A 25763-nucleotide genomic window follows, 5' to 3' on the forward strand; every position below is an offset into this window, starting at 1 on the left:
GGCAACGTTTGCGACACGTACCTGCGGCAAGAGCACCGGCGCGGCGCGAAAGCGCACTAGAGTGGGTTTCGTGGCCGCAATAGTTTGGCTGGTCGCGGGGATCCTGCTCGCGGCGGCGGAGATGCTCACCGGTGACCTGACGCTGCTCATGCTCGGTGTCGCCGCGCTGGGCACCGCGGGGGTCAGCGCGGTCGCCGACACCACGCTGGTGGTGGATGCCGTCGTCTTCGGTGTGCTCACGCTGCTGTTGTTCCTCGGCGTGCGGCCGCTGCTGCGCCGCCGCTTCGGCACGCCGCCGCCGACTCCGACGAACGTGGATGCGTTGCAAGGCAAGTCGGCGACCGTCCTGGAGGAGGTCGCCGCGCACACCGGCCAGGTGAAACTGGGCGGTGAGGTGTGGACCGCGCGGCCGATGGACGAGTCCGAGGTTTATGAACCGGGTACGAAGGTGTATGTCATGAGGATCGAAGGCGCGACCGCCGTCGTCTGGAAGGGGCCGTAATGGCTGTACTGATCGTTGCCGCCGTACTCGTGTTGTTGATTGTGGTGGTGGTGTTCAAGTCGATCGCGCTGGTGCCGCAGGCCGAGGCGGCGGTGATCGAGCGGCTCGGCCGGTATTCGCGCACCGTGTCCGGTCAGCTGACGTTCCTGGTTCCGTTCGCCGATCGCATCCGCGCCAAGGTGGACCTGCGCGAGCGGGTGGTGTCGTTCCCGCCGCAGCCGGTGATCACCGAGGACAACCTCACGCTGCACATCGACACCGTGGTGTATTTCCAGGTCACCAGCCCGCAGGCCGCGGTCTACGAGATCAGCAACTACATCGCCGCGGTCGAGCAGCTCACCGTCACCACGCTGCGCAACGTGGTCGGCGGCATGACCCTGGAACAGACGCTGACCTCCCGCGATCAGATCAACGGCCAGCTGCGCGGCGTGCTCGACGAGGCGACCGGGCGCTGGGGCCTGCGGGTGGCACGAGTCGAGCTGAAGAGCATCGACCCGCCCGCGTCCATCCAGGAGTCGATGGAAAAGCAGATGAAGGCCGACCGCGAGAAGCGCGCGATGATCCTCACCGCCGAGGGCACCCGCGAATCGCAGATCAAGATGGCCGAGGGTTCCAAGCAGGCGCAGGTGCTCTCCGCCGAGGGCGCCAAGCAGTCGGCGATCCTGGAGGCCGAAGGTGAACGGCAGAGCCGCATCCTGCGCGCGCAGGGTGAGCGGGCCGCCTCCTATCTGCAGGCGCAAGGCCAGGCCAAGGCCATCGAGAAGGTCTTCGCGGCAATCAAGAACGGCAAGCCGACGCCGGAACTGCTTGCCTACCAATACATGCAGACGCTGCCGATGGTCGCGCGCGGCGACGCCAACAAGGTGTGGCTGGTGCCGAGCGACTTCGGCAAGGCGCTCGAGGGCTTCGCCACCAGCTTCGGCAGCAAGGGCGAGGACGGTATCTTCCGGTACGAACCGCCCGCGGCCGACGGCGAGGCGACCAAGGTGGAGGACGACTCCGAGGACGTCGCGGACTGGTTCGACACCGCGCCGGACCCGGCCATCGCCAAGGCGGTGCGCGCCGCCGAGGAGACCGCTCGCACCTCGGTGGACGGCCTGATGAACCCGCCGCCGGTGGCCCCGCGCCAGCCGTCGCCGCATCAGCCGGTGATGCCGCCGCAGGAGGAGTTGCCGCCGCAACAGTCGCAACCGCAGCAGTTGCCGCAACAGCAGCCGCCGCAGCAACAACCCCAGCAGTACCGCCCCGACGACCCGCACGGTCGCCCGTGGCAGCCGCCGGAGAACTTCTCGAAGTAGGCGCTCGCTCGACGTAGGGGGCTCCGGGGGGCTATGCGAACCAGGCGGGAACTTCTGCAAGTGGCGCTCATCGCGCCGCTGGCCGCCGCCTGTGCCCCGAATCTGCTGCTCGGCAACCCCGGTGCGATCCGCATCGGGGTGTCGTGGAGCGGGTCCGAACTCGCGGCGTTCCGCGCGGTGCTCGCTCGTCTCGACTTCCGCCACGAGGTGGACGTCGTCCCGCTCGGCGACGAGATCGAGACCGCGTTCACCGCGGGTGGCCGGTCCGCGCCGGACCTCGTGATGTTGCCGCAGGCGGGGCGGGTGCGCCCGCTCGCCGAGCAACGCGACCTGCGACCGGTTCCGGACGCGCTGTGGTCCGACGACATCGGCTCGCGCTACCCGGATGTGTGGCGGCAGTTGGTGCAGCACAACGGGAAACCGTACGGCGTGCCGTTCAAGGCGGCGGACAAGTCGATGGTCTGGTACGACCGCCGACTCGTGGAGAAGTACGGCCTCGGCGATCCGGCCGGCTGGACCCTCGCCGACTGGCTGGACCGGATGGAGGTGCTCGCCGAGACCCCCGTCCGGCTGCTCGCCCTCGGCGCGGCGGACGGCTGGGTGCTCACCGACGTGTTCGAGAACGCGTTGCTCGCCGAGTCGCCGCGGATCTACGACGAGGTGGCCACCGGGCGCAACGATCGCACCTGGGACAGTCCCGCCGTGCGGGCCGCGTTCGGCCACCTCGGCTCGCTGTGGGGACACCGGCACGCGTTTCCCGGCGGCATCGCCTCGGCGTTGACCCGCCAGTTCCCGGACGCGGTCCGCGAGGTTTTCGAGCATCGACGCGCGGTGATGGTGGTGACGCCGGATTTCGCCGAACCGATCGTCCGGGCGGCCGTGCGCCGGTCCGGGCGGCGCGCCGAAGATGTGGTCGGCGTCGCCGCCTTTCCCGCCGTCGCGGCCGGGCAGGCCCCGCCGCGGATCGTCGGCGGCGACGTGATGGTGGTGACCGAGTCCGCCTCCGATCGTGCGATGGACCTGGTCAGGGCGCTGGCCGAGCCGGCGGCGCCGCTGCCGTGGATCACGGACTACGGCGGCTTCATCGGCCCGAATCTGCGGACGAGCGCACAATATTCGCCCTTCCTCGAACCGGCGGCGCGCACCCTCGGCACCCGCACCGCGTTCGACCTGTCCGATCGGATCGGCGCGGTCGGCGGCCGAAACGGGTTGTGGCGCATACTGACCGACTTCTTGATCGCGGTCGGCGACGGGCAGACCGAACGACTCGACGAGGCGACCGATCGCGCGATCGCCGCGCTGAACGCGGTGGACCGGGGGCGGCGATGACGGGTCCGAGTGGGAATGCGGCGAGGAGCGGATCACCCGAATATCAGTCGCACGGGCTGGCGTTGGAGCTCGCTACCCGCCGGATGCGCGGGCCGCTGGTCGCGGGCAGCCATCCGCGGCGATGGATCGGCTGGGCGGCCGGACTGCCCGCGACCGTGCTGACGGTGTCGCTGATCGCGGTGCCGGTGGTGTGGACTGTGGTGCTCGCGGTGCGGGCGCGGCCGCTGGTGGTCGGTTCGAGTCTGCTGGTCGCGGTCGGCGCGGTCGGGCTGACCCTGCTCGTCCGGCATCGATCGCATTCGGCACTTCGGGTGGGGCCGTGGCCGATTCCGGGCGTGCTCGTGGTCGCGGTGCTGTGGCCGTTCCCGAGCGCACCGCTGGTCGCGGGGCTGTGGTTGCTCGGCACCGCCCTGGGGCGGGACGGCAGTTGGGCCTATCTGCGCACGCTGATGTGGGTGCTGTTCGGGGTGGTGCTGTTGGGGCTGGCGTTCGGGATCGCTTGGTGGGGAAGGGATTCACGGTGGTTGTGGCGATCGCTGATCGTGCCGTTCGGGATCTCGGCGGTGGTGTCCGGCGTTGCCTTCCGGCTGATCTTCCAGTACCTCGGGGATCGGCTCGGCATCGAAAGTGTTGCGGTTTATCGGATCTGGTTCGTGGCGATGCTGGCGTCGGCGTTCCTGTGGACCTGGCTCGGCTTCGTCACCGGTCTGTTCCGCGCGGGCATCCGGGCGATAGAGTCCGACCCGGTGCGCGCGAACTATCTGTACCGGGGCGAGGGCAGGCGATTGCCGGTGCGGCTCTACGCATTACTGCGCCCGGTGGTACTGATCGTCGGACTCGCCGTTGGCGTCGCCGCGGCCAGGGTCTTCGACGTGGTGCTGATCGGGGTGCCCGGTTCGATCCAGTATCAGGTGGACAGCGCCACCGTGCACTGGTGGCGGCTGGCCGTGGACGCCGACACCGAGCCGGGCGTCGCGGCGGCGTACGGGCTGCCGCTCGCCGTGCTGGTCGGCCTGATCGCCTGGCTGTTGCAGACCGGTGTGCGCAGGCATCGGATCAGCTGGTCCGCGCCATCGGAGCAGGCCGGGCCGGTGGCGCGGCCGCCGGCGAATCCGCTGCGGATGCTCGGGATGCTGACGGTCTCGGGCGTGGCGTTGATTCCGATCGTCGCGCTGATCCTGGCCATGCTCCGGGACCGGGACGGTTGGGGGATGGGCGCGATCGCCCGCATGTGGCGTGACCCGGCTCTGCTGCGGTCGCTGGAGACGACCGTGTGGGTGGCGGGCCTGACCACCGTCGTCGTGGTGACCGCCGCGGTGCCGGTCGCGTATCGGCTCGCGGCGCTGCGACCGAACCGGCCCGCCGCCGGCATCGCGGTGGTCTGCCTGGTCCTGCTCTCGGTGCTGCCGGTGCAAAGCTATCTCGGCCCGGTGAACGCCTTCATCGACAGTTACGGACTCTCCGGCACCCGAATCCCGTTGATCCTGCTGCACGCCGCGGCCGGCCTGCCCATCGCCATCCTGGTGCTACGCGGCGCCCTGCTCGCCGCGCCGGGCAGCCCCGCCGCCGACGCCCTGTACGGCCTGGCCGGTCCGGGCACGATCGCCCGACGGGTACTGACCTCCGCGGGCCCGGCCCTCGGTGCGGTGGCGGTGCTCGAATTCATCCAGGTCTGGAACGATTTCGTGATCGGCCTGCTGATCAGCGGCGCCGGCGCGACGCCGTGGTCCCTCCTTCTCTGGGGCGAAGCCCGCCAGTTCACCGAGAACTTCGCCCAATTGGCCGCAGGCGCTCTGATGTCGGCCATCCTGCCGGTCGCACTACTCCTGGCCACCTGGCGCCGCTGGCTGGTACCCGGCCTCACCGGCGGAGCCCTGCGATGAGCACGCTCGGTGGGTCTGAAGGTATAGCGCGGCAACGTGTCCCGGCGGAATCCTCGGAGGCCGCAGCACGTTCGGGCCGCGATCCGCTGGCGTCGCAAGAGTCCGCACGACGAGTCCGCGCCGCCGTCGACGGCTCGGCGGACTTGCCGGAGATCTCGGCGCCGAGTGGCGGAGGCGTGCGATGAGCCACTCCGGAGACTCTGTGTCGCAGCGTGTCTCGGCGGTAGGGGCGTGTGCGGCGGCACCGGTGGCCCTTGATGTGGCGGCATCGTCAGGGATGGGCGCGTGCGATGGGGGTGTTTGCGGTGAGTGATCCTGGGGTGGCTGGGCGGCGGGAGGGGGAGTCGCAGGTCGAGCCTGGGACGCCGAGATCGTCTATTTGGCAAGGGTTTTTGGGTACGGCGTCGGTGGTGGCCTATGCGCTGCTGTTCGAGTTGGCGCGCAATCTGGTGCTGAACTCGTTAGGGGAGAGCACCGCGGTCAAGGTGGCGGCGGGGGCGTTGCGGTGGCTGTCGGTGCTCGTCGTTGCCGCGGCAGCGGTCTATGTGGGCTACCGGTTCGTGCAGCGGTATCGCGAAAAGGTCCGTACCGCACAGGAACTCGAGCTGATCGCGGATCTGGTCGAACCGGGGGCCAGGGTGCGGGCGGCGGCGGTGGAACGTCCGCGCCAAGTGTTCTATCCGGCGTGGGACTACGAGTTGATCGCGGTGTTGCGCGATCTGCCCGGGCGTGATTTCGAAACGGCCGCATTGCTTGCCGTGCTGACCGCCGCTCTCGACGCACCGGCACGGCTGCCGGTGGAGCGGGTCGAGCCGCATGCCACGGCCGAGCTGTTGCTCGCCGATCTCCTCCGGGCGGGCATCGTGGCAACGTTGGGCGTGGACCGCTACTGCCTGGTCAAGGTGCCGGAACTGCCCGACCGTTCGCAGGTCGCCGCCGGCGCGCAGTGGCGGGCGGCGTTGACCGCGTTCGTGCACTACTACGCGGATCGCGCCACCCGGTGGGCGTCCGCATTGGATTCGGTGCGCTTCGCCGCGGGCGCGCGCCGGTGGTTCAAGGCGGAGGAGCCGCGGCTTCGAGGCCTGGTCTCCGCCTGCGTGGCACTCGATACCTCCGTGCCGGTCGCTCTCGTGCCGGAGTTGGTGCGAATAGGCGATGCGCTGGACGGGTGGTATGCCCGAATCGGCGAGCCGGAGAACTATCGCGGCGTGGCTGCCCGGCTCACCCGCGCATCCGGGTTGGAAAACCTTGTGGTGCAACGGGATCTGGTGCACATCCGGGCGGGCCGGCTGCGCCGCCGACCGAAGCGGTACCGGCCACGCAACCTATCCACCAGCCTGGCCGCGCGTTGGGCACACCGGCGTGCGCTGCGCCTGCTGAACGGTTCGCGCCGCCGCCTGTCCGTACACCGGTGGCAGCGCGACGTCCTGCCCGTGGTGGCCGACCGGTTGGAGGCCGCCTGGTGGTTGCTCCCACGGGAAGACGTGGCGGGCGAGGTCTGCGCGTTGATCAACCTGGCCGTCGTGCATATCCACCAGGGCCGCCTCGATGCGGCTCAGGACCGCCTCGACCTGGCCGAATCGCTGACCCGCACCGGCCGTGACCCCGACGGGCGCGCCCAGGTCCAGGAGACGATGGGCGTCGTGTGGTGGGCGCGCGGCGAATTCCGCCGTGCCTTGCGTTGCTGGCAGCAGGCACTGACCGGCTACCGCACTCTGGCCGACGACCTCGGCGTCGCTCGGTGCTTGCAACACCTCGGCTCCGCCGTAGTCGTCGCCCCGCAATATGGCGGCCCCCTCTTCGCCGCCGGTCACCGGCTCACCCGCCCCGAGGTCCAACGCCAAGCCAGCGGCTGGCTGGCCGAAGCGCACCGCCTGCACCGCCCCCACCGCACCGGGTGCTACGCCGAACGCTATGTCGCCCAGGCCCGTTCGGCCTTGGCCGGCACCAACCGCACGGTCCTGGACCACATCGACCACTGGCCCCTCCCCATCAACGCCCCCCACTGACCCGAACCCACCGCGACCTCACGGCGAGTAGACGCTCGCCTCCAGTGAATCCGCATCCTTTCTCGAGATCCGAACCCGCTGTAGGCCCCTATTCCGACTGCCGATCCCGAGTCCAGGTGCGAATGTCGCGGCGAGTGTCTCGTTGGTCATGGGCGGGTGCGGATCTCGGCGAGGGGGACGGGTTCGGTGGCAGACTGCGAGGTATGACGACTACCGAATGGGGCGATGTAGACAGCTACATCGTGGACACTCTGGTGCGGGACGCGGATACCGCGGCGGCGCTGACGGCGAATGCGGCCGCGCGACTGCCCGCGATCGATGTCTCGCCGCCGCAGGGGAAGTTTCTGTATCTGCTCGCGGTGACCGCGCGGGCGCGGCGGGTGCTGGAGATCGGCACGCTGGGCGGGTACAGCACGATCTGGCTGGCGCGTGCGGTGGGGGAGAAGGGGCAGGTGGTCACGCTCGAGTTCAAGGCCGAGCATGCCGAGGTCGCGCGCACGAACCTCGACAACGCGGGGGTCGGCGATCGGGTCGACATCCGGGTCGGCGCGGCGCTGGACAGCCTCCCGGTGCTCGCCGAGGAGGGGCAGGAACCGTTCGACCTGGTGTTCATCGACGCCGATAAGGTCAACAACTCGAACTACGTCCGGTGGGCGCTGAAGCTGACCCGGCCGGGCTCGGTGATCATCGTCGACAACGTCGTTCGCAAGGGCGGCCTGGCCGACTCGGTCTCCGAAGACGAGACGATCCGCGCCAGCCGCGCCGTCGTCGAGTTGTTCGCCGCCGAGCCGACCCTGGACGCGACCGTCGTGCAGACCGTCGGCAGCAAGGGCTGGGACGGGTTCGCCTACGCGGTGGTGAAAGACGAGACGGACTGAGACCAGGCGATCGCGGGCGCTGGACGCTCGGCGGAGACGGACGGCTCAATCGGTTTCACGGAACCAGCACAACCTTGCCGACGGTCGCCCGCGTCTCCAGGGCCCGGTGCGCCGCGGCAGCCTCGGCCAGCGGGAACTCCTGCACCGCGGGCCGCAACCGCCCGGCCGCCGCCTCCGCCATCGACCGATGCTCGAGCACTCGGACGTCGCCACCGGCGCGCTGGATCATCGGCGGTCCGAGCACGAACTCGGAGGTGATGCCGCGAGCGGCCAGTTCCTCCGCGGAAAGGGTCAGCGCTGTCGCGTCTTTCGGGCTCTGCCCGGACGCACCGAATACCAGATGCTGTCCGCCCTTACCCAGCAGATCGATGGCGGCACGCGCCGTCTCCGCGCCTACCGAATCGAAAAGGACTGTCGCACGCCGATCCCTGAGGAAACGCCGGACCTGTTCCGGCCAGTCGGGAAGTAGATAGTCGACGGCAAGATCGGCCCCGTTGCGTCGCACCAGTTCGACTTTCGCGGGCCCACCAGCGAGACCGATCACGGTCGCTCCGGCATTCTTCGCGAATTGCACCAGCAGCGTGCCGATTCCGCCCGCGGCGGCGGTCACGATGACGACGCTGTCCGGACCGAGTTCGGTGAATTGCAGAATGCCCATGGTCGTGCGCCCGGTTCCGATCATCGCCACCGCTTCGGCGGTCCCGAGTCCGTCCGGGATCTCGTGCAGCCGAGCCACTTCCGTCACCGCGAGCTCGGCATAACCGCCGGGCACCATGCCCAGGTGCGCGACCACCCGCTTGCCGACCCACCCCGGATCGACCTCGGCGCCCACCGCGTCGATCGTCCCGGCGACCTCGCGGCCGGGAACGGTGGGCAGCTCCGGAACCGGATACGGCCCGGGCAACCCCTTGCGCAACGCCGTGTCGATCAGATGAACCCCGGCCGCCGCCACGGCAATTCGCACCTGACCCGCCCCTGGACTCGGATCGGGAACGGTCTCGTAGCGCAGATTGTCGGCCGGGCCAAAGGCATGAAGGCGGATCGCGTGCACGGTGGCTCCTGTTCGTGATGGTCGCCGACCACCGTGCAACATGAAGCTAGGTTCAGGTCAAGTCGGCCCGCAGCCGCGCCTTGGCCTCAAAGCCGTCGCACAAAGCGGCGAGACCGGCATAGAGCAGATCTTCCTGGGATAGATCGTTGATCCCGCTGCCCTCCAGATCCGCGAGCGCGGCGGGCACCGGGAATTGTGATCTTCCTTTCAGCATGGTGCGCAGCCCGTTGTCGCCCTCGGGGTTCATGCCCTTGCGCGCCATCAGCGCGGCGCTGATGTGCGGCAGGGTCGCGCCGGAGATGTGATTCCACACGGTGAACGCCATGGTCGTGGCTTCCCTGGTCGACACATTGAGCTCGGAAAATCCCTCGACCATCCAGGCCAGGCAGGCCAGACTCATCGGACCGAAGCTGTAGCGCGGCGTCGCGAAGGTGAGCAGAACCCACGGATGTTGCTGATAGAGCGCCCAATCGATCTCAGCGGCGATGCGCACCCGATCGCGCCAGGTCCACTGCTGTCCCTCCGCGGAGGGGTAGGGATTGCGTCTGGCCACCTCGTCGGTCATCTCGGCGAGCAGTTCGTCCTTGTTCGCCACGTGCCGGTACAGGGACATGGCGCCGACGCCCAGCTTGTCGGCGATCCGGCGCATGGACAACGCGTCGAGACCCTCTTCGTCGGCAAGCGTTATCGCGGTGTCGATGATGGCGGCTCGGTTGAGCTTGAGCTCAGACATCCCATGACTCACTTTCACTTCCGGGGGAGCTTGCGTACACTGTACTCCAGTTGTGCGTACGGCGTACGCGAGATGGAGAGGATTACCAAGGATGACAGACGTTGAGGCGGTGCTGCCCGCGCAGGCGGCGCCGACCGGCGGCTCGCGCCGTGCCTGGCTCGGCCTCGCGGTGTTGCTGCTGCCGGTGCTGCTGGTGTCGATGGACATCTCGGTGCTGTTCCTGGCCATGCCGACCCTCACCGTCGACCTCGACCCGTCGGCCGCCCAGCAGCTCTGGATCCTGGACATCTACGGCTTCCTGATCGCGGGCCTGCTGATCACCATGGGCAACCTGGGCGACCGGATCGGCAGGCGCAACATCCTGCTCGTCGGCGCCGCCATCTTCGGCGTCGCCTCCATCCTCGCCGCGTTCGCGCCGAGCGCCGCGGTGCTCATCATCGCGCGGGCCATGATGGGCATCGGCGGCGCGACCCTGCTGCCGTCCAGCCTCGCGCTGATCTCCACGCTGTTCCCCGACGCGCGCACGCGGGCCGCCGCCATCGGCATCTGGACCGCGTTCTTCGCCGGCGGTTCGGCGGTCGGGCCGATCATCGGCGGCATGCTGCTGCACCAGTTCTGGTGGGGCTCGGTCTTTCTCATCAACATCCCGGTGCTGCTGATCCTGCTCGCGCTCGGCCCGTTCGTGCTGCCCGAGCATCGCGCGGGGGTGCGCGGACCGCTGGATCTGCCGAGCGTCGCGCTGTCCATCGGCGGCATCCTGCCGCTGGTGTACGGCATCAAGCACGCGGCGGCCGACGGGGTCGACGCGGAGGCGATCCTGATCTCGCTGATCGGCGTGGTGATCCTGACCGTGTTCGTGCGCAGGCAGCGCAAGCTCGACGAGCCGCTGCTCGATCTGCGGTTGTTCACCCGTGCCGGGTTCTCGGTGGCGATCGGGTCCAGCCTCGTCGGCATGATGTCGCTGGCCGCGATGAGCTATCTCACCAGCATCTATCTGCAATCGGTGACCGGGCGCGACCCGCTGGCCGCGGCCCTGTTCGGCATCCCGATGGCGGTCGCCGTGTTCGTCTGCTCGATGAGCGGCGCCCGGTTCGGTCGCCGCTTCGGTACGCGCAACACCTTCGTGTTCGCGCTGACCGCTTCGGCCGTAGGCAATCTCATGCTGCTCGGCGTCGGCGTGCACGGCGGGCTGTGGTGGTACCTGGTCGGATCCACCGTGGCCGGCGTCGGTTACGGCCTTGCGTTCACGCTGGTGTCGGACGTCGCGGTGTCCTCGGTTCCCGCCGAACGCGCCGGCTCGGCGGTCGGCATCTCGGAGACCAGCTTCGAGCTCGGCAACGCGCTCGGCCTGGCCCTGCTGGGATCCCTTGCCGCACTGATCTTCCGCTCCGGCGGCGACTACGCCGCGACGCTGGGGGAGACCATCCAGGAAGCGGGCGACAACACCGCCCTGATCGAGTCCGCCCGCGAATCCTTCGTCTCCGGCATGCATATCGCCACCGCGGTCGGCGCGACGGTGCTCATTGCGATGGCGATGATCGCACGATTCGCCTCACCGGCCCGAGTCGACACGAGCGGCGTCAGTCACTAGGTCCGGGGCGCACGTCGCAGGCGTGCCCGACGATCGCGGGCCAAATTGACGCACTGCTAATAGAGTCGGAACCGTGAACCAGACTCCGGCGCAGAGCAACGGTCGCCCGATCGCCGAGCGAGTGGCCGCGCGACTGCTCTATCCGACCTCGCGCCCGCGCGACAGCAAGCTGCACGCGGCGGTGGACGGCAAGATCGTGCTGGTCACCGGCGCGTCGCACGGCATCGGCAAGGCGAGCGCGCGCAAGCTCGGCGCGGCCGGGGCTGTCGTGCTGCTCGTCGCGCGTTCCGCCGACGATCTGCACCAGGTGGCCGCCGAGATCAAGGCCGACGGCGGCACCGCGCACGTCTACCCCACCGACCTCACCGACATGGACGCCGTCGAGAAACTCGGCAGGCGCCTGCTCGACGAACACGGCCACGTCGACGTGGTGATCAACAACGCGGGCAAGTCGATTCGCCGCCCGATCAGCGAGTCCTACGACCGCTTTCACGACTTCACCCGCACCATCGACATCAACTACCTCGGCCCGGTGCGCCTGCTACTCACCCTGCTACCGGACATGCGCGACCGCAAACAGGGCCACATCGTCAACATCTCCACCTGGGCGATCCTCGTCCCGCCCGCCCCGCAGTGGGCCGCCTACGGCGCCTCGAAATCCGCCTTCGACGTCTGGCTGCGCAGCGTCGCCGCCGAGGCGGCCGGCGACGGCGTCACCTCCACCTCCATCTATATGCCGTTGGTGCACACCAGAATGAGCGCCCCCACCGACTTCAGCCGAGTCCCCGGCCTGACCGTCGACGAAGCCTCCGACCTCGTCTGCCACGCCGTCACCGCCAAGCCACGGGAAATCGCCCCCTGGTGGTCCGCCCCCGTCCAGGCCTGGACCAACCTCACCCGCAACCAGGTCCAACGCTTCTTCGAACGAATGCCCCGCCGCATGCCAGGGAACTCCCGCCGCAGCTGAACCCCTCAGTTCTCGTGTCTGAACTGGGTCAGATCCCGGCCTTCGCGCTCGGCGGTTTCCAGCTTGTCGATGGCCTGGATAACCCCTCGGTGGAACTGTTCGGCTGTCATGTCGGGGCCGTATTTGTCGTAGAGTTCGATCCCGGCGCGCATTGTGATCTGGTCGGCCGCGTCGTCGTCGCCGGTCAGGATCTGCTCGCCGAGGGAGGCGCCCTCGATGAGCGTCGAGGCGTCGATTCCCGCGGCCCGGCCGACGTATCCGTAGTGCATGTTCGAATAGATATCGTAAAATACTTTTCGATCGGTGCCTGGCTGCTTGAAATAGAAATCGTCCGGCGTCTCCAGGTGGAAACGTTTTTTCAGTTGCGGCTTGTGATCCCATTCTTGGTTCGGTGCGACTTTTTGGCCCCACATCACCAGGGCCGTGCGGACATCGCTGCCGTAATCGCGCCCGAATTCGTACCATCTCGGTTTGTGTAGCAGCGTCCGGATCGACTCGACGGTGTCGGAGTCGATATTGCGCTTCATCTCGTCGAAGATGAATCGTTCCGCGGCGGCGAATCGTACTTCGTCGAGCGTTGTCTGGCTCCCGCCGATCGTCTCGAACACGACCTGCATCGCGGTGCTGAGCTTCGCCAGATCCCGGTGCAGCCGCCGGTCCTCGGTCTCCACGGCATTCGCGGTGGTCAGGATCTGGCGCTCCCATTCGGCCCTGGCCCGTTCCAGGGCCGAAGTGGGATGGCTGTCGGGTGGAACGGAGACGCGGAGGGAAGGCCCTACCGTGAATCCCGCGGCCTCGGCCGAGATGATGTGCTGCCGTGCAGCCTTCAGCGGCGTGTTGACGTCCCAGTACCCTTGCTCGAGCCGGCGCGCACAGTCCACCACGGCATCAGCCATCGCGTACGCGATCTTGCGGTCCCGGCCGGCCCGGTCCTGCGCCGCCTCGGCGGCGGCGCCCTGCCAGCCGGGCGCGGCGACGGTGCTGACGTAGCGTTCGAACAGGTTCTCCACCTTCGGCCCGAGGTGGTGCAACGTGTCGGCGATATCCCAGAGGGGCTGGGCATCGTAGTCGTCCAATTGGCTTCTGGTCGGGGTCATTTCGGTGTGCCCCACGCACCGGAGGACTTGGTGTACGTCGCGGCCAGCGCCACCACGCTCGACTCCTCGGCCTGCCGGAACTGGACTGTCACCGCGTGCATGAGCTCGCCTATCTCCCGCAGCCGAGCGGATACCGCGGGAACCAGGCCGGACTGCACACCGACCGCCATCCTGCTCGCCTCGACGACCGAGCTCAATATCGAGCCTTCCCGGCCGAACGGCACCAGCAATCGCATCGGGACACCCTCGATGGCATCCAGCTCGGCGGCCTCGCCGCTCAACGCGTGCAGCGATTTGGACATCGCGCGCAGCTTCTCCAGATCGACTTGTATAGTCACAGAAGAGCCCCCGGTTTTGGATATCAGTGCGCGGGGATAATGGAATAGCGCACTCAACTTCGTAGATTAGCACGGGCTAGTGCTTATCCAGAAGGTCGAAAGAGCCGAGACCAGGCGGTATTTCATGGCGGAATAGTTTCGCCGCCCATTTCGTAGGATCAATTCGCAAATCTTGATATCCGACCCGGCGCACATCGAGAACTCGCCCGCCCAGCTGTCCCGACCGCAGGGGCATCGAGTTCCGCTGCGGTCGGGAGACCCGCGGCCGGTGCGCTCGAGCTGGGGCGTGGTGCTTCGCGCCTCGCCGACGAACACCGCCGATAGCAGACCCAGAGCCACCACTTCCGGGTGCTGCGCGAAGCAGGCCTCATCGACGAGATCGACTTTGGAAATCGCAAGGGCATCCGCCCGTGGCGCACGGACGTCGAGCGCGGATTTCCCGGGCTGCTCGCCCTGCTGGAAGCCGAACATCAAGGCGGCACCGCACCTCGCTGAAGCGGGTCGTTGTCCCGTTGGGCGGCAAGGAGTTCGGCGGAGGCCGTTGAGCGGGACATCATGGTGTCGCCACTCGATGTTCGTCGCCGCTATGTCCCCTTCGCGGGGGAGATGTCTGGGGGTGTGGGGGTGGGGAGGGCGGGCCGGGACACGCCGATGCAACACGCCGGGCTTAGGATCCGTCGGTGGGTGAAATCGGGTCGGTGAGTTTGGCGACGCTGTTGGCGTTGGCGGATTCGCGGTTGCCGATCGGCGGGCATGTGCATTCGGGTGGGGTTGAGGAGGCGATCGCGTCCGGGGTGGTGCGGGATGTTGCGACGGTCGAGTTGTATCTGCGTCGCCGGATCAGTACCTCGGGACTTGTTGCGGCCTCGTTGGCGGCCGCGGTGTGCGCCGGCGCGCTCGAACCGGCGCGGGCGGAAGCCGAGGCCGACGCGCGGACGCCGTCGCCCGCCGCCCGCACCGCCTCGCGCGCACAGGGCCGCGGCCTGCTGCGACTGGCCAAACAGCTGTGGCCGCAAGAAGAGTGGTCCGCGCTCGGCCCGCGCCCGCATCTGTCGACGGTTTTCGGCATGGTCGGCGCGGCCTGCGCCGTCACCCCGAAGGAGATCGCCGGCGTGGTCGTCTACACGACCCTGACCGGCGCCGCCACCGCCGCCCAACGCCTGCTCGCGCTCGATCCCGCCGCCATCGCCGGCTGCACGGTCCGCCTCGCCGCCCTCTGCGACCGCACCGCCGCCACCGCCGTGGACGGTCTCGCCTGCCTCTCCGACCCGCTGCAAGACGTGCTCGCCGAACGCCACCTGCACCGGGACATGCCCCTGTTCGCCAGCTGAGTCCCCGATAGAAGGAGATCGCCACCATGTCACCGCACCTGATCGACGGTGAACCGCACGACCACAGCCATGATCGCCCGAAACGCGACCGCACCCCCGGCGAGGCGCTGCGCATCGGCATCGGCGGCCCCGTCGGCTCCGGCAAGACCGCGCTGGTGGCCGCGCTGTGCAGGCAGCTGCGCGAGGAACTGTCGCTCGCCGTGCTGACCAACGACATCTACACCACCGAGGACGCCGACTTCCTGCGCAGGCACGCGGTGCTGCCGGACGAGCGGATCACCGCCGTGCAGACCGGCGGTTGCCCGCACACCGCCATCCGCGACGACATCACCGCGAACCTCGACGCCATCGACGACCTGATCGCGGCCAACCCGCCGCTCGATCTGATCCTGGTCGAATCCGGCGGCGACAACCTCACCGCGACGTTCTCCTCCGGCCTGATCGACGTGCAGATCTTCGTCATCGACGTGGCCGGCGGTGACAAGGTGCCGCGCAAAGGCGGTCCGGGCGTGACCTTCTCGGACCTGCTCGTGGTCAACAAGACCGACCTGGCCCCGCTGGTCGGTGCGGACCTCGGCGTGATGGAACGCGACGCGGCGAAGGTGCGCGAGGGCCGCCCGACCGCGCTCATCTCGCTCACCGACGACCCGGCCGCCACCAAGGTGCTCGCCTGGGTGCGTGAGCAACTGCGCGTCATCGCCGAGCAGGACCGGTCCGGCACCGAATCCGCTGTTGCGCACTGAGGTCCGGATCGTCGCGAGCGCCACGGCGCTGCCCGAGATCCACGCGAGCGGCGGGCTCTCGGCCCGCCGCACCGCGCCGCACACCGTGCACCTGATCGGCACGGCCGCGACCCCGCTCGGCGGGGACGAGCTCGACATCACCATCGTGGTCGGCCCGGGCGCGCGCCTCGCCGTGCGCTCGGTCGCGGCGACCATCGCGCTGCCGAGCGCGGCGACACCGTCGTCCTTGGCGCACTGGCGTTTTCGGGTCGACACCGGGGGAGAACTCGACTTCGACCCGGAGCCGACGATCGTCGCGGGCGGCGCACACCACCACACCATCACCTCGGTCCGCCTCGCCGCCGACGCCCGCCTGCGCCTGCGCGAACGCGTGCAGATCGGCCGTTCCGGCGAAGACGCCGGCGGCTGGCGCGGCGACCTCATCGCCGATCTCGGTGAACTGCCGCTACTGCGACACCGATTGGAGCTGGGCGCGGGCACGGTCGCCGACGATCCGCTCGCCGCGCCGCGGGCACTGGAAAGCGAGCTCCGCTACCCGGACGATCGCCCGGCCGAAACCTTAGACCTTGCCGAAACCCGGCTCCCGCTCGCGGCGGGCGGCACCCTGCGCACCCGAACGAGTCCGCTGCTCGCCGCCCGGTGAATCACGTCCGCTCCAGATAATTGCTGCCGGGTTGCGCCGATCTTGATCGCGGCACGACTCGCCGAAAGCGACTCGCCGAATCAGAAACGCGGGTGGGTGTCCGCCGTCACCTCGAGGTGTATCCCGCCCAGCGGGGGAGAAACGAGAAAGGGTGGGAACTCGACAGTGTCGTCGGGTTCCCACCCTGTTCGGTTCCAGTCGCACCTACGTGATCAGTCGCCCACGACTCGCGACGGCGCGTTGAACGCGTTGACCGCGCCGACGGCGGCACCGGCCGCGGCACCCACGGCGGCCGCGGGAACGGTGATCACGGCAGCGCCGACGGACGCGCCGAGCATCGGCCCGGCCACGATGCCGACCGGCACGAACGGCAGCCCGACGACCAGCCCGATCGCCCCGCCGACCAGCGCGGAGGTCGCCGCGATCGGCGCACCCGAGGCGGCGCCGGCCACGGCGCCCATGGCGGCGGTGCCGACGATCTGCCCGGCCATCCGGTCGGACCGGCTGCGTTCCATGCCGACCGAGTCGAAGAAGGTGGCCAGGTTGGCCTCGAGCATGGCCGAGTTGTCGTTGATCTGGATGGCCTGCTCGGAGTCGATGAAGTCCGGCGCATCGACCTGCACGTCACCGAAGCGGAACTTGCCCGGCGGCGGCGCGATCGGCGGCACCGGAGCCACCGGGACGGGCGCGTGCAGCACGCCGACCGGCGCCAGGTACTTCTTCTCCGGCATCGGCCGCGACCACTGCAGCGAGCTCTTGGTGTTGTCCGGGATGTTCAAGCCCTCGTACGGCATCGCGTTCGGCGGCTCGGCGGCGGGCCACTGCACCGGATGGTCGGGCTGCGCCGTCACGTTGGGTTGTGCAGGCTCGGCATTGGCGGTGCCGGTGCCGACCAGTGCGAGGACCAGCGGTACCGCACCTGCCGCGACCATCGAGCCCACCTTTTGCCGCTGCGGGTTGGGGGCTCTGTGCTTGCCTGTGCCCATAGGTAGATCGCCTTTCGTCAGGTCAGAAGAGATGTCACTTTCGACGTCCGACATTCGGATCTGCTCGGCGCCTGGATGGGTTCTTTTCCGGCCGACTTGCCGCCCGCGGCATTGCCAACGAATAGCTACGTCCGGGTCACAAACGCCGCCACAAACGACCGAAGGCGACCTTCGCGCTGCCGGAACAGCTGGGAAGGTCGCCTTCGGTCGGCGGGAGTGGCGGGTGTCAGCCGACGCGGCCCTCGACGGCCGCCTTGGCCTTCTCGGCCAGCTTGCCGCGTTCCGCCGGCGGCGCCCCGAGCGCGGCCGCCAGCTCGTCGGCCTCCTCCTCATCGGAATTGACCTGTTCGAGCGCGAGCCGGGCGAACACCCACTGCTCGGTCGCGGCCATCTGCCCGCGACTGCGTCCGAGGAAGGTGACGAACCACTGGATGACCGTGACGATCCGGCTGCGATAGCCGATCAGGTAGTACAGATGCAGCGCCAGCCAGGCGAGCCAGGCGATGAACCCGCTGAACTCCAGCTTGCCGACCTGGCACACGGCGTTGAACCGGGACACGGTCGCCATGCTGCCCTTGTTGAAGTACTTGAACGGCTTACGGTCTTGCGGCGCTTGACCGTTCAGTCCCGCCTTGATCGCCTTGGCCGCGTAGGTGGCGCCCTGGATCGCGCCCTGCGCCTGGCCGGGCACGTCCGGCACGGACATCAGGTCGCCGACGACGAAGACGTTCGGGTGTCCCTTGATGGTGAGATCCGGCTCCACGATGACCCGCCCGGCCCGGTCCACCTCGGTGCCGTCGGAACGCTCGGCGAGCATCTTGCCCAGCGGGCTGGCCTGCACGCCGGCCGACCACACCTTGCAGGAGGATTCGATGCGGCGGATGGTGCCGTCGGAGTCCTTGACCGTGACGCCGAGCGCGTCGATGTCGGTGACCATGGCGTTGAGTTGAATTTCGACGCCCATCTTCTCCAGCCGCTTCTTGGCCTTGAGCCCGAGCTTGGGTCCCATCGGCCCGAGCACCGCGCCTGCCCCCTCGAGCAGCACCACGCGGGCGTCGCGCGGATCGATGTTGTGGAACGTGCCCTCGAGCGTGCGATCGGCGAGTTCGGCGATCTGCCCGGCCAATTCGACTCCGGTGGGCCCGGCGCCGACGACCACGAAGGTGAGCAGCCGGTCCCGCATCTCCTGGCTGGTGGCCAGCTCCGCACCCTCGAACGAGCCGAGAATGCGGCCGCGTAGCTCCAGCGCGTCATCGATGGTCTTCATGCCGGGGGCGTAGGTGGCGAACTGGTCGTTGCCGAAGTACGACTGCTGCGCGCCGGTGGCCACGATCAGGCTGTCGAACGGGGTGACCGTGTTCGAGTTGAGCAGCCGCGAGGTGACCGTCTTGGCCTCGAGATCGATGTCGATGACATCGCCGAGCAGCACCTGCGCGTTCTTCTGCTTGCGCAACACCAGCCGGGTCGCCGGCGCGATCTCGCCGACCGAGAGGATGCCGGTGGCAACCTGGTAGAGCAGCGGCTGGAACAGGTGCGACGTGGTTTTGGAGATCAACGTGACGTCCACGTCCGCGCGCTTGAGATGCTTGGTGCCGAACAGACCGCCGAAGCCGGAGCCGATCACCACCACCTGGTGACGACCCGTCCGGCCACCGCCCCCCACCGGATCGCTGCGCGATGCTGTGCTCATGATCCTGACTCCTCGACAGACCCGGGGTTTGTCCCCCGCGAACGGTTGTTGTCAGGTCCCAACCGTAGTCGGCTCCATCCTGGCCGTCGCGACGACGTCCCTGTTCCCGGTGTGTTGCCCCGTGCGGTCGCGTCGTATTTGCCCGAGTCGGTTGCGGCGAACCGGCCTGAGGAAACGGCGAAAGAGAATAGGATGAATACCCTCGTTCAGGGAGGTTCGCGATGGTCGCCGGGGACCGTGCAGTCGACCGAAAGCCCAGCGTGCGCGGGAAATCCGGGGACTTACCCCGCTCCGAGAACTCCGCGCTGATCGACATCCCGCACGACCGTCTGCTGGACCGGGCGTTGGACCTGATCCCCGAGCGGCACCAGGTGCTGGCGACCCCGCCGCAGGGTAGCGAGACCACCGCGGTGCACGGCGACGCCGGGTTGCCCTACCTCGGACGCGTGCTCCAGTACATGCGCTGGGGTCCGGCCGAGATGGTCGGCCGCTACCGCAAGTACGGACCGGTCTCGTTGAACACCTCGCTCGGCATCGACCGCGTGCTGGTCGCCGGACCCGAGGCGCTCGACGAGGTGCTCGGTCGCCGCCGCCGCGACTTCGGCCAGGGCTGGGACTACTTCATCGGCCCGTTCTTCCGGCGCGGGCTGCTGCTGCTCGAATTCGAGGAGCACAAATTCCATCGCCGGATCATGCAGCAGGCCTTCACCAGGGAACGGCTGGAAGCGCACCTCGCCGCGCTGACCCCGGTCGTGCGCACGAGCATCGATCGCTGGATTCCGCAGGGCGGCAACGCCGAACGGACGGTCCAGCTCTATCCGACGCTCAAGGAACTGACCCTCGACATCGCGGGCGAGACGTTCATGGGCGTCGACGTCGGCGCGCGACGGCAGCAGCTGATCGACGCGTTCATCGACTGCACGCACGCGGGCCTGGCGATCATCCGGCACTCGGTCCCCGGCGGCCACTGGCGCTCGGGCCTGCGCGGCCGAAAAGTGTTGCAGGACTACTTCACCGCGATGCTGCCGGAGAAGCGGCGCACCGAATCACCGGACTTCTTCTCCGGCCTCTGTCACGCGCGCAGCGAGGACGGCGGGGTGTTCGGAGACGCGGACGTGGTGAACCACATGATCTTCCTGATCATGGCCGCGCACGACACCACGACGACCACCGCCACCGCCGTCGCCTACTACCTGGGCAAGCACCCGGAGTGGCAGGAGCGCGTGCGCCGGGAGGTGCTCGCGCTCGACCGCGAAAAGAGCGGCGCGGCACCGACTATCCCCGATCTGGAGAGCCTGCGCGATCTGGATCTGGTGATCAAGGAGAGCCTGCGGTTGATGCCGCCGGTGCCGGGGCTGGCGCGGCGCGCGGTGCGCGACACCGAGATCGCCGGGCGCTACATACCGGCGGGCACGCCGATCGATCTCGCCTATCAGGTCAACCATCTGCTGCCCGAATTGTGGACGCGCCCAGAGCTGTTCGATCCGGAACGGTTCGGCGAGCAACGGCGCGAGGACAAGTCGCACCGGCTGGCCTGGATGCCGTTCGGCGCGGGCGCGCACAAGTGCATCGGCATGCACTTCGGCACGTTCGAGGTGAAGACGGTCATCGCCGCGCTGGTGCGTGCGTACGCGTGGCAGATTCCCGACGCCTACCGAATGCCGTGGGGGTTCACCTCGATTCCGTTCCCGCGGGACGGAGCGCCGATGGTGTTGCGTCGGCGCTCCGCGTAACCCGGTGTGCGCGTGGCGGGTTCAGCGCCCCGCGAACAGCATCTCGGCGACCTTGGTATCGGTGTCCGCGCCGTCGGTGAAGACGCCGCCGTCGCCGAGCGAGGTCATGATGGCCAGCGTGTAGCGCTCGCCGGGGCCTGCGAAGCCGACCGAATTGACCACCCAGCCGCCCTGCTCCTGTGACCAGCCGTTCTTCAGGCCCGGTCGCATCGCCGCACCCGCGCCCCACACGCCCCAGTGCTGGTTGCTGTCCACCGAGCGCATGCGGTCGAGCAGGTAGTTGCGGTCGTCCGGGTGCATCCGGCTGAGGATGTTGTCCATCAGCCGGTCCAGGTCGGCGGCGGTGCACTTCTGGAACGACCAGTCCGGGAACAGCGCGGTGTTGGTCGGCTGCGGGTCCAGGGTGGCCATGCCGTTCGCGCGGAACGCGTTGTTGAACGCCATCCGGTCCAGGCCCGAGTACTTGGTCCAGAGGATGTCCGCCGCGCCGTCGTTGGACGTGGCGAGCATCGCCTCCATGGTTCCGCGATCTTCCGGCGTCAGGTTGATCGCGCCGACCCTGGCCCGGTTCAGCAGGTCCTCGGCGATGGCGAGCTTGATCGTGGACGCGGTCCAGACCTTGTTCTCCGCGTTGGCATTCGCGTACACGCCGCCGGAGACCCGGTCGCGCACAACGTAACCGGTGACGCCGGGGCGTCCGGCCAGGTACTTGTCCACGGCGGCGATCCGGCTGCTCATATCGCAGTCGAAACCGGCCATGCACCCATTGGTATGCGCGATGGGTACCGCGGCGGCACCGGGTAGCAGCGCGGGCGCGCTGGGGATGAGGATCGCCGCGGCGGCGAGGACACAGGCGGATGCGGCCACGCGCGGAACGGAACGGGTGGCGGGCGAGGGATGACGCACGAGGCAACACGATCGCACATCGGCGAGCCGGACGCACGTCTTGAGCTCGGGACCGGCGTGTGCTAGGCGTGTTGCGTAGTTGCGCCCCAGCGGGTTTCAGCCACCGCGCACGGTTCAGCGGAACGCGGCCTCGAGTTCCTCTACAGTGCGTCCATTGAGGCGGTAGCAGTGCTCGAACGCCTCGGTGTGCTGGTCGCGCGGCCACGAATGTAGGACGACAGTGCGGCCGTAGCCTCGCGAGTTGACGAGCTCCCAACGATCTCCTACGCGGCGGACTGTGAACCCGCCTCGCGGAACCAGGGGAATCACCATCGCAGTCATGAACGCGAACCAGCCTTTCGGTGCAGCTCTCTCGTCCTCCCCGGTTCAGCACTGTTGCACATCGGGCGCGCGGATCCGAGCGGACACGGCGTAGGAATGTGTTCTTATGTGGTTCATTTCACTCCAGTCACACAGGTAACGCGAAGAGGTCCGTTCGGAACTGCTTCGGGGTGGCAAAGTTGCCTCGAAGTCACTGGGCGTATAAACGTGCACGAAGCCCGGAGGCGATTCGCCACACGTGAGCGATCACCGTCAGTCGCGAGTCCCCGCGCCCGTCCGACCTTTCCACCGACCGAGAGGCGCAGATGCCGCTGCACATCCACCGTGCCGAGCGCGCCGACGTCCTGGCCGACGGACTCGCCGAGCTGCTGGCCACGCCGCTGCCCGATCCGTTCGCGGCGGAGGTGGTCGCGGTGCCGGCGAAGGGGGTCGAGCGGTGGCTGACCCAGCGGTTGTCCTCGGTGCTCGGGGTGTCCGGGGCGGTGGCGTTCTCGGCGTCCTTCGACGCGGGCTCGACCGACGGCGTCGCGGCGAATATCCAGTTTCCGTCGCCGTCCGCGCTGGTCGCGACCGCGTTGGCGGCGGCGAGCGGGGTTCGGCCGGAGGACGATCCGTGGGCGGGCGAGCGGGTCGTGTGGACGTTGCTGCGGGTGATCGACGCCGCGCTCGGCGAGCCGTGGTGCGCGGTGCTCGCCCGGCATCTCGGCGCGAACGACCCGGCCGGAGCCGCCCATCGGATCGGCCGCCGGTACGCCACGGCCGCGCACCTGGCCGCGCTGTTCGACAGTTACGCGGCGCAGCGGCCCGGGTTGATCCTGGAGTGGGCCGCGGGTTCCGACACCGACGGCGCGGGAAATCCGGTGCCCGGCGATCTGCTGTGGCAGCCGGAACTGTGGCGGCGGCTGCGTGCCGAGGTCGGCGTGCCGAGTCCGGCGGAGCGGCTGGAGGCGGCGTGCGCGCGGCTGCGGGCGGACGCTGAACTTGTTCCATTTCCGCAGCGGTTTTCATTGTTCGGCGCGACCCGGATGTCCACCGATCAGCTCGCGGTGTTGGCCGCGCTGGCGCAGACGCGCGAGATCCATCTGTGGCTGCCCCACCCGAGTCCGGTGATGTGGACCGAGCTGGCCGGGAGTCCGGCGGCGCGTTCCCGGGCGGACGATCTCAGCGGAAGCGCCGTGCGGCATCCGCTGCTGGCGGGTCTCGCGCGCGATGTGCGCGAATTGCAGCAGCGATTGGCCGGGTCCGTGGGCTCCGATACCCACTATCCGGCCTCGGATGATCTTGTTGCGGAGGCGGATACGGCCGAGACGACGCTGCTCGCGGCGGTGCAGGCGGGGATCCGCGACGATCGCTGGCCGCCGGTCGCCGTGCGCGCCGGGGACGGGACGGTGCAGGTCCATGCCTGTCACGGACCCGCGCGACAGGTCGAGGTGTTGCGCGAATGTCTACTCGGATTGTTCGCCGCGGACGAGACCCTGGAACCGCGCGACGTGCTGGTCATGTGCCCCGAGGTGGAGGCGTTCGCGCCGCTGGTGCGCGCGGCCTTCGGCCAGCGGGTGCCGGGATCGGTTGAGCAGGCGCCGGATTCGGGACATCCGGCGCATCGCCTGCGGGTTCGGCTCGCGGATCGCGGCCGGGGCATCACCAATCCGCTGCTCGCGGTGATCGGGGTGCTGCTAGAGCTGGCCGACGGCCGGGTCACCGTGACCCAGGTGCTGGATCTGGCCGCGGCCGAAACGGTCCGGCGGCGTTGCGGATTCGACGACGACGATATCGAGCGGCTGCGCGAGTGGGCCGCCGAGTCCGGCGCGCGCTGGGGGATCGGGCAGCGGCAGCGGCAGGCGTTCGGGCTGGCCGACTTCGCGCAGAACACGCTGAACGCCGCGGTGGACCGCATCCTGCTCGGCGTCACCGCGGGCGAAACCTCGGAGGACTGGCTCGATCTCGCGCTGCCCCTGGACGACGTGGACAGCAACGATGTCGATCTGGCCGGCCGGTTCGCCGAATTCATCGATCGACTCGCCGTCTGCCTGCGCGATCTGCGCGGCCCGCGCCCGGCGCACGAGTGGGCGGCGGTGCTCGGCCGCGCGCTGGATCTGCTGACCGACGTGCCGGATTCACAGTCTTGGGTGCGCACCGAGGCCCGGCAGGAACTGGCCGCCGCGACCGAGCACGCCGGCGATGTGGCGTTGCGGCTGGCCGATGTCGGGGTGCTGCTGCACTCCCGGCTGGCGGCCCGGCCCACCCGCGCCAACTTCCGCACCGGCGAGCTGACCGTGTGCACGCTGGTGCCGATGCGGTCGGTGCCGCATCGCGTGGTGGTGCTGCTCGGCCTCGACGACGACGTGTTCCCGCGCACCAGCGGCATCGACGGCGACGACGTGCTCGCCCGCAATCCGCTACTCGGCGAACGAGATCCGCGCAGCGAGGACCGGCAGCTGCTGCTCGACGCGATCCTGTCGGCCAGGGACAAGCTGCTGGTGCTGCACACCGGCGCCGACCCGGTCACCGGCGCGCACCGGCCGCCCGCCATCCCGGTCGCCGAGCTGCTCGATGTGCTGCGCGCTCAGGTCGGCGCGGACGGCATGGACGCGGTGCTGACCCGGCATCCGTTGCAGGCCTTCGATCGTCGCAACTTCCGCGCCGAACGTCCGTTCAGCTTCGACACCGTCGCGCTCGCCGGGGCGCGGTCCGCCGGGCAACCACCGGTGCCGCGCCCACCGTTCCTGCCGGAGCCGTTGCCGACCCCGGAACTCGCGGATGTGGCACTGGCCGACCTGATCTCGTTCGTCGAGCATCCGATCCGCGCGTTCCTGTGGCAGCGGCTCGGCCTGCGCGTGCCCGAACACGAAGACGACATCGCCGACCGGCTGCCCATCGAACTCGACGGGCTGGCGAAATGGGAACTGGGCGAACGCCTGCTGGCCGCCCGCCTGACCGGCGCGGACGCGGCCGGGCTGCGCGCCGCCGAGTGGCGGCGAGGCACGTTGCCGCCCTTCGGTTTCGGCGCGGCGGTGCTGGACGAGGTCGAACACACGGTGGACAAGCTGGTCCGTGCGTCGCAGGGCGACTACGAGGGCAGCCCGCGCGCCGTCGACATCGCGGTGGATCTCGGCAACGGGCGCAGGCTCACCGGCACCGTCCCCGAGGTGCGCGGCGAGACCCTGGTCCGCACCACGTTCTCCCGGCTCGCCCCGAAACACCGGATCGCCGCCTGGGTCTCGCTGCTGGCCCTGGCGGTCACCGAGGACCGCACCTGGCGCGCCGTCACCACCGGCCGCGGCCAATTCGGCCGTCCCGCATGGCGTTCGGAGATCACCGCCCCGGAAATGCCGGCCGCCCGCGGCATCCTGCGCGAGCTCGTCGCCCTGCGCGACGCCGGACTCACCGAACCCCTCCCGATCACCCCCACCGCCACCGCCGCCTATGCCGAACGCCGCTTCCGCGGCGCCACCGTCGACGAGGCCGTCACCGCCGCCGAACGCGAATTCAACGGCGGCCCGAACGGCCCCGGACCCTTCGGCGACCACACCGACCGCCACCTCCGCTACATCTGGGGTGCGGCCCCCCGTCTGGAACACCTCATGGAGATCCCGGCCCCGCCCGGCGAGCCAGGGGAGACAACCCGCTTCGGCGCCTTGGCCCGACGCCTGTGGACACCACTGCTGACCGCCGAAACCCAGGGCCAACCGTGAGCGCCCGCAACCAAATGCGCCCGGTGCCGACCCGCGGCG

21 protein-coding genes are annotated in these 25763 nt (G+C 69.2%); 14 read left to right on the forward strand and 7 right to left on the reverse strand.

The annotated features are described in order from the left end of the window. The first annotated feature begins 70 nt into the window (after positions 1-70). The 6 genes from ACFQ9K_RS24405 to ACFQ9K_RS24430 all read left to right on the forward strand — a co-directional run bounded on the left by ACFQ9K_RS24405 (position 71) and on the right by ACFQ9K_RS24430 (position 7899). On the forward strand, positions 71-502 hold the full coding sequence (locus ACFQ9K_RS24405) for an NfeD family protein (RefSeq protein WP_364731303.1): 432 nt from the start codon (positions 71-73) through the stop codon (positions 500-502). Then, positions 502-1800, forward strand: a complete 1299-nt coding sequence (locus ACFQ9K_RS24410) for an SPFH domain-containing protein (RefSeq protein WP_378721388.1) — start codon at positions 502-504, stop codon at positions 1798-1800. The genes ACFQ9K_RS24405 and ACFQ9K_RS24410 overlap by 1 nt, the downstream gene beginning before the upstream one ends. A gap of 60 nt (positions 1801-1860) precedes the next feature. After that, a complete protein-coding gene (locus tag ACFQ9K_RS24415) occupies positions 1861-3129 on the forward strand; it encodes an ABC transporter substrate-binding protein (protein WP_378721389.1) in 1269 nt (422 codons plus the stop codon). Positions 3130-3191: 62 nt separating this feature from the next. Then, a complete protein-coding gene (locus tag ACFQ9K_RS24420; protein WP_378721390.1) occupies positions 3192-5012 on the forward strand; it encodes a hypothetical protein in 1821 nt (606 codons plus the stop codon). A 392-nt stretch (positions 5013-5404) separates the two neighbouring features. Continuing rightward, entirely contained in the window at positions 5405-7021 is a 1617-nt protein-coding gene (locus ACFQ9K_RS24425) for a tetratricopeptide repeat protein (protein ID WP_378721391.1), read from the forward strand. A 203-nt stretch (positions 7022-7224) separates the two neighbouring features. Then, the gene (locus ACFQ9K_RS24430) at positions 7225-7899 is read left to right on the forward strand and encodes an O-methyltransferase (RefSeq protein WP_378721392.1); all 675 of its coding nucleotides are present in this window, start codon (positions 7225-7227) and stop codon (positions 7897-7899) included. A gap of 55 nt (positions 7900-7954) precedes the next feature. On the opposite strand, the gene ACFQ9K_RS24435 is transcribed toward ACFQ9K_RS24430, so the two are convergent. Then, entirely contained in the window at positions 7955-8950 is a 996-nt protein-coding gene (locus ACFQ9K_RS24435) for a zinc-binding dehydrogenase (protein ID WP_378721393.1), read from the reverse strand. A gap of 52 nt (positions 8951-9002) precedes the next feature. Then, a complete protein-coding gene (locus ACFQ9K_RS24440) occupies positions 9003-9683 on the reverse strand; it encodes a TetR/AcrR family transcriptional regulator (RefSeq protein ID WP_378721394.1) in 681 nt (226 codons plus the stop codon). 91 nt (positions 9684-9774) lie between these two features. Between ACFQ9K_RS24440 and ACFQ9K_RS24445 the strand changes: the two genes are divergently transcribed. Both ACFQ9K_RS24445 and ACFQ9K_RS24450 read left to right on the forward strand, forming a co-directional pair. Then, positions 9775-11274, forward strand: coding sequence for an MFS transporter (locus ACFQ9K_RS24445; protein WP_378721395.1), 1500 nt, complete (start codon positions 9775-9777; stop codon positions 11272-11274). A gap of 73 nt (positions 11275-11347) precedes the next feature. After that, complete coding sequence (locus ACFQ9K_RS24450; protein ID WP_378721397.1) at positions 11348-12241, forward strand: SDR family NAD(P)-dependent oxidoreductase; 894 nt, start codon at positions 11348-11350, stop codon at positions 12239-12241. Between the two features lie 5 nt (positions 12242-12246). Here ACFQ9K_RS24450 and ACFQ9K_RS24455 read toward each other — a convergent pair whose 3' ends face one another. Both ACFQ9K_RS24455 and ACFQ9K_RS24460 read right to left on the reverse strand, forming a co-directional pair. Continuing rightward, a complete protein-coding gene (locus ACFQ9K_RS24455; RefSeq protein ID WP_378721398.1) occupies positions 12247-13317 on the reverse strand; it encodes a polymorphic toxin type 44 domain-containing protein in 1071 nt (356 codons plus the stop codon). 17 nt (positions 13318-13334) lie between these two features. Then, positions 13335-13676 carry a hypothetical protein gene (locus ACFQ9K_RS24460; RefSeq protein WP_378721399.1) on the reverse strand — a complete coding sequence of 114 codons (342 nt, stop codon included), beginning with the start codon at positions 13674-13676 and terminating at the stop codon, positions 13335-13337. 348 nt (positions 13677-14024) lie between these two features. Here ACFQ9K_RS24460 and ACFQ9K_RS24465 point away from each other — a divergent pair, with 348 nt between their 5' ends. From ACFQ9K_RS24465 to ACFQ9K_RS24480, 4 genes are all read left to right on the forward strand, one after another. Continuing rightward, entirely contained in the window at positions 14025-14171 is a 147-nt protein-coding gene (locus ACFQ9K_RS24465; RefSeq protein ID WP_378721400.1) for an ArsR family transcriptional regulator, read from the forward strand. 203 nt (positions 14172-14374) lie between these two features. Then, positions 14375-15007: an urease accessory protein UreF gene (locus ACFQ9K_RS24470; protein WP_378721405.1), complete on the forward strand. Its 633-nt coding sequence runs from the start codon at positions 14375-14377 to the stop codon at positions 15005-15007. Between the two features lie 26 nt (positions 15008-15033). Beyond that, positions 15034-15750, forward strand: a complete 717-nt coding sequence (ureG, locus tag ACFQ9K_RS24475; protein WP_378721401.1) for an urease accessory protein UreG — start codon at positions 15034-15036, stop codon at positions 15748-15750. Beyond that, positions 15740-16393: an urease accessory protein UreD gene (locus tag ACFQ9K_RS24480; protein ID WP_378983641.1), complete on the forward strand. Its 654-nt coding sequence runs from the start codon at positions 15740-15742 to the stop codon at positions 16391-16393. Before ureG ends, ACFQ9K_RS24480 begins: the two co-directional genes overlap by 11 nt. A gap of 212 nt (positions 16394-16605) precedes the next feature. Here ACFQ9K_RS24480 and ACFQ9K_RS24485 read toward each other — a convergent pair whose 3' ends face one another. Beyond that, a complete protein-coding gene (locus tag ACFQ9K_RS24485) occupies positions 16606-17325 on the reverse strand; it encodes a hypothetical protein (RefSeq protein WP_378721404.1) in 720 nt (239 codons plus the stop codon). Positions 17326-17605: 280 nt separating this feature from the next. Next, positions 17606-19069 (reverse strand): NAD(P)/FAD-dependent oxidoreductase, encoded by a 1464-nt coding sequence (locus ACFQ9K_RS24490; RefSeq protein ID WP_378725666.1) that lies wholly within the window; start codon positions 19067-19069, stop codon positions 17606-17608. A 221-nt stretch (positions 19070-19290) separates the two neighbouring features. Here ACFQ9K_RS24490 and ACFQ9K_RS24495 point away from each other — a divergent pair, with 221 nt between their 5' ends. Continuing rightward, the gene (locus tag ACFQ9K_RS24495; RefSeq protein ID WP_378725668.1) at positions 19291-20802 is read left to right on the forward strand and encodes a cytochrome P450; all 1512 of its coding nucleotides are present in this window, start codon (positions 19291-19293) and stop codon (positions 20800-20802) included. A 21-nt stretch (positions 20803-20823) separates the two neighbouring features. On the opposite strand, the gene ACFQ9K_RS24500 is transcribed toward ACFQ9K_RS24495, so the two are convergent. Next, positions 20824-21669 carry a tat pathway signal sequence gene (locus ACFQ9K_RS24500; RefSeq protein WP_378725670.1) on the reverse strand — a complete coding sequence of 282 codons (846 nt, stop codon included), beginning with the start codon at positions 21667-21669 and terminating at the stop codon, positions 20824-20826. Positions 21670-22334: 665 nt separating this feature from the next. Between ACFQ9K_RS24500 and recC the strand changes: the two genes are divergently transcribed. Continuing rightward, positions 22335-25724: an exodeoxyribonuclease V subunit gamma gene (gene recC / locus ACFQ9K_RS24505; RefSeq protein ID WP_378725672.1), complete on the forward strand. Its 3390-nt coding sequence runs from the start codon at positions 22335-22337 to the stop codon at positions 25722-25724. Positions 25725-25763: the final 39 nt, after the last annotated feature.

Source organism: Nocardia sp. NPDC056564, from assembly GCF_042793755.1.
Classification (GTDB): Bacteria; Actinomycetota; Actinomycetes; order Mycobacteriales; family Mycobacteriaceae; genus Nocardia.

Excerpts from the sequence above, each read along its gene's own strand:
- ACFQ9K_RS24410 (WP_378721388.1), top strand. The coding sequence starts at position 502 with ATGGCTGTACTGATCGTTGCCGCCGTACTCGTGTTGTTGATTGTGGTG.
- ACFQ9K_RS24430 (WP_378721392.1), top strand. The coding sequence starts at position 7,225 with ATGACGACTACCGAATGGGGCGATGTAGACAGCTACATCGTGGACACT.
- ACFQ9K_RS24440 (WP_378721394.1), bottom strand. The coding sequence starts at position 9,683 with ATGTCTGAGCTCAAGCTCAACCGAGCCGCCATCATCGACACCGCGATA.
- ACFQ9K_RS24445 (WP_378721395.1), top strand. The coding sequence starts at position 9,775 with ATGACAGACGTTGAGGCGGTGCTGCCCGCGCAGGCGGCGCCGACCGGC.
- ureG (WP_378721401.1), top strand. The coding sequence starts at position 15,034 with ATGTCACCGCACCTGATCGACGGTGAACCGCACGACCACAGCCATGAT.
- ACFQ9K_RS24485 (WP_378721404.1), bottom strand. The coding sequence starts at position 17,325 with ATGGTCGCGGCAGGTGCGGTACCGCTGGTCCTCGCACTGGTCGGCACC.
- ACFQ9K_RS24490 (WP_378725666.1), bottom strand. The coding sequence starts at position 19,069 with ATGAGCACAGCATCGCGCAGCGATCCGGTGGGGGGCGGTGGCCGGACG.
- ACFQ9K_RS24495 (WP_378725668.1), top strand. The coding sequence starts at position 19,291 with ATGGTCGCCGGGGACCGTGCAGTCGACCGAAAGCCCAGCGTGCGCGGG.
- recC (WP_378725672.1), top strand. The coding sequence starts at position 22,335 with ATGCCGCTGCACATCCACCGTGCCGAGCGCGCCGACGTCCTGGCCGAC.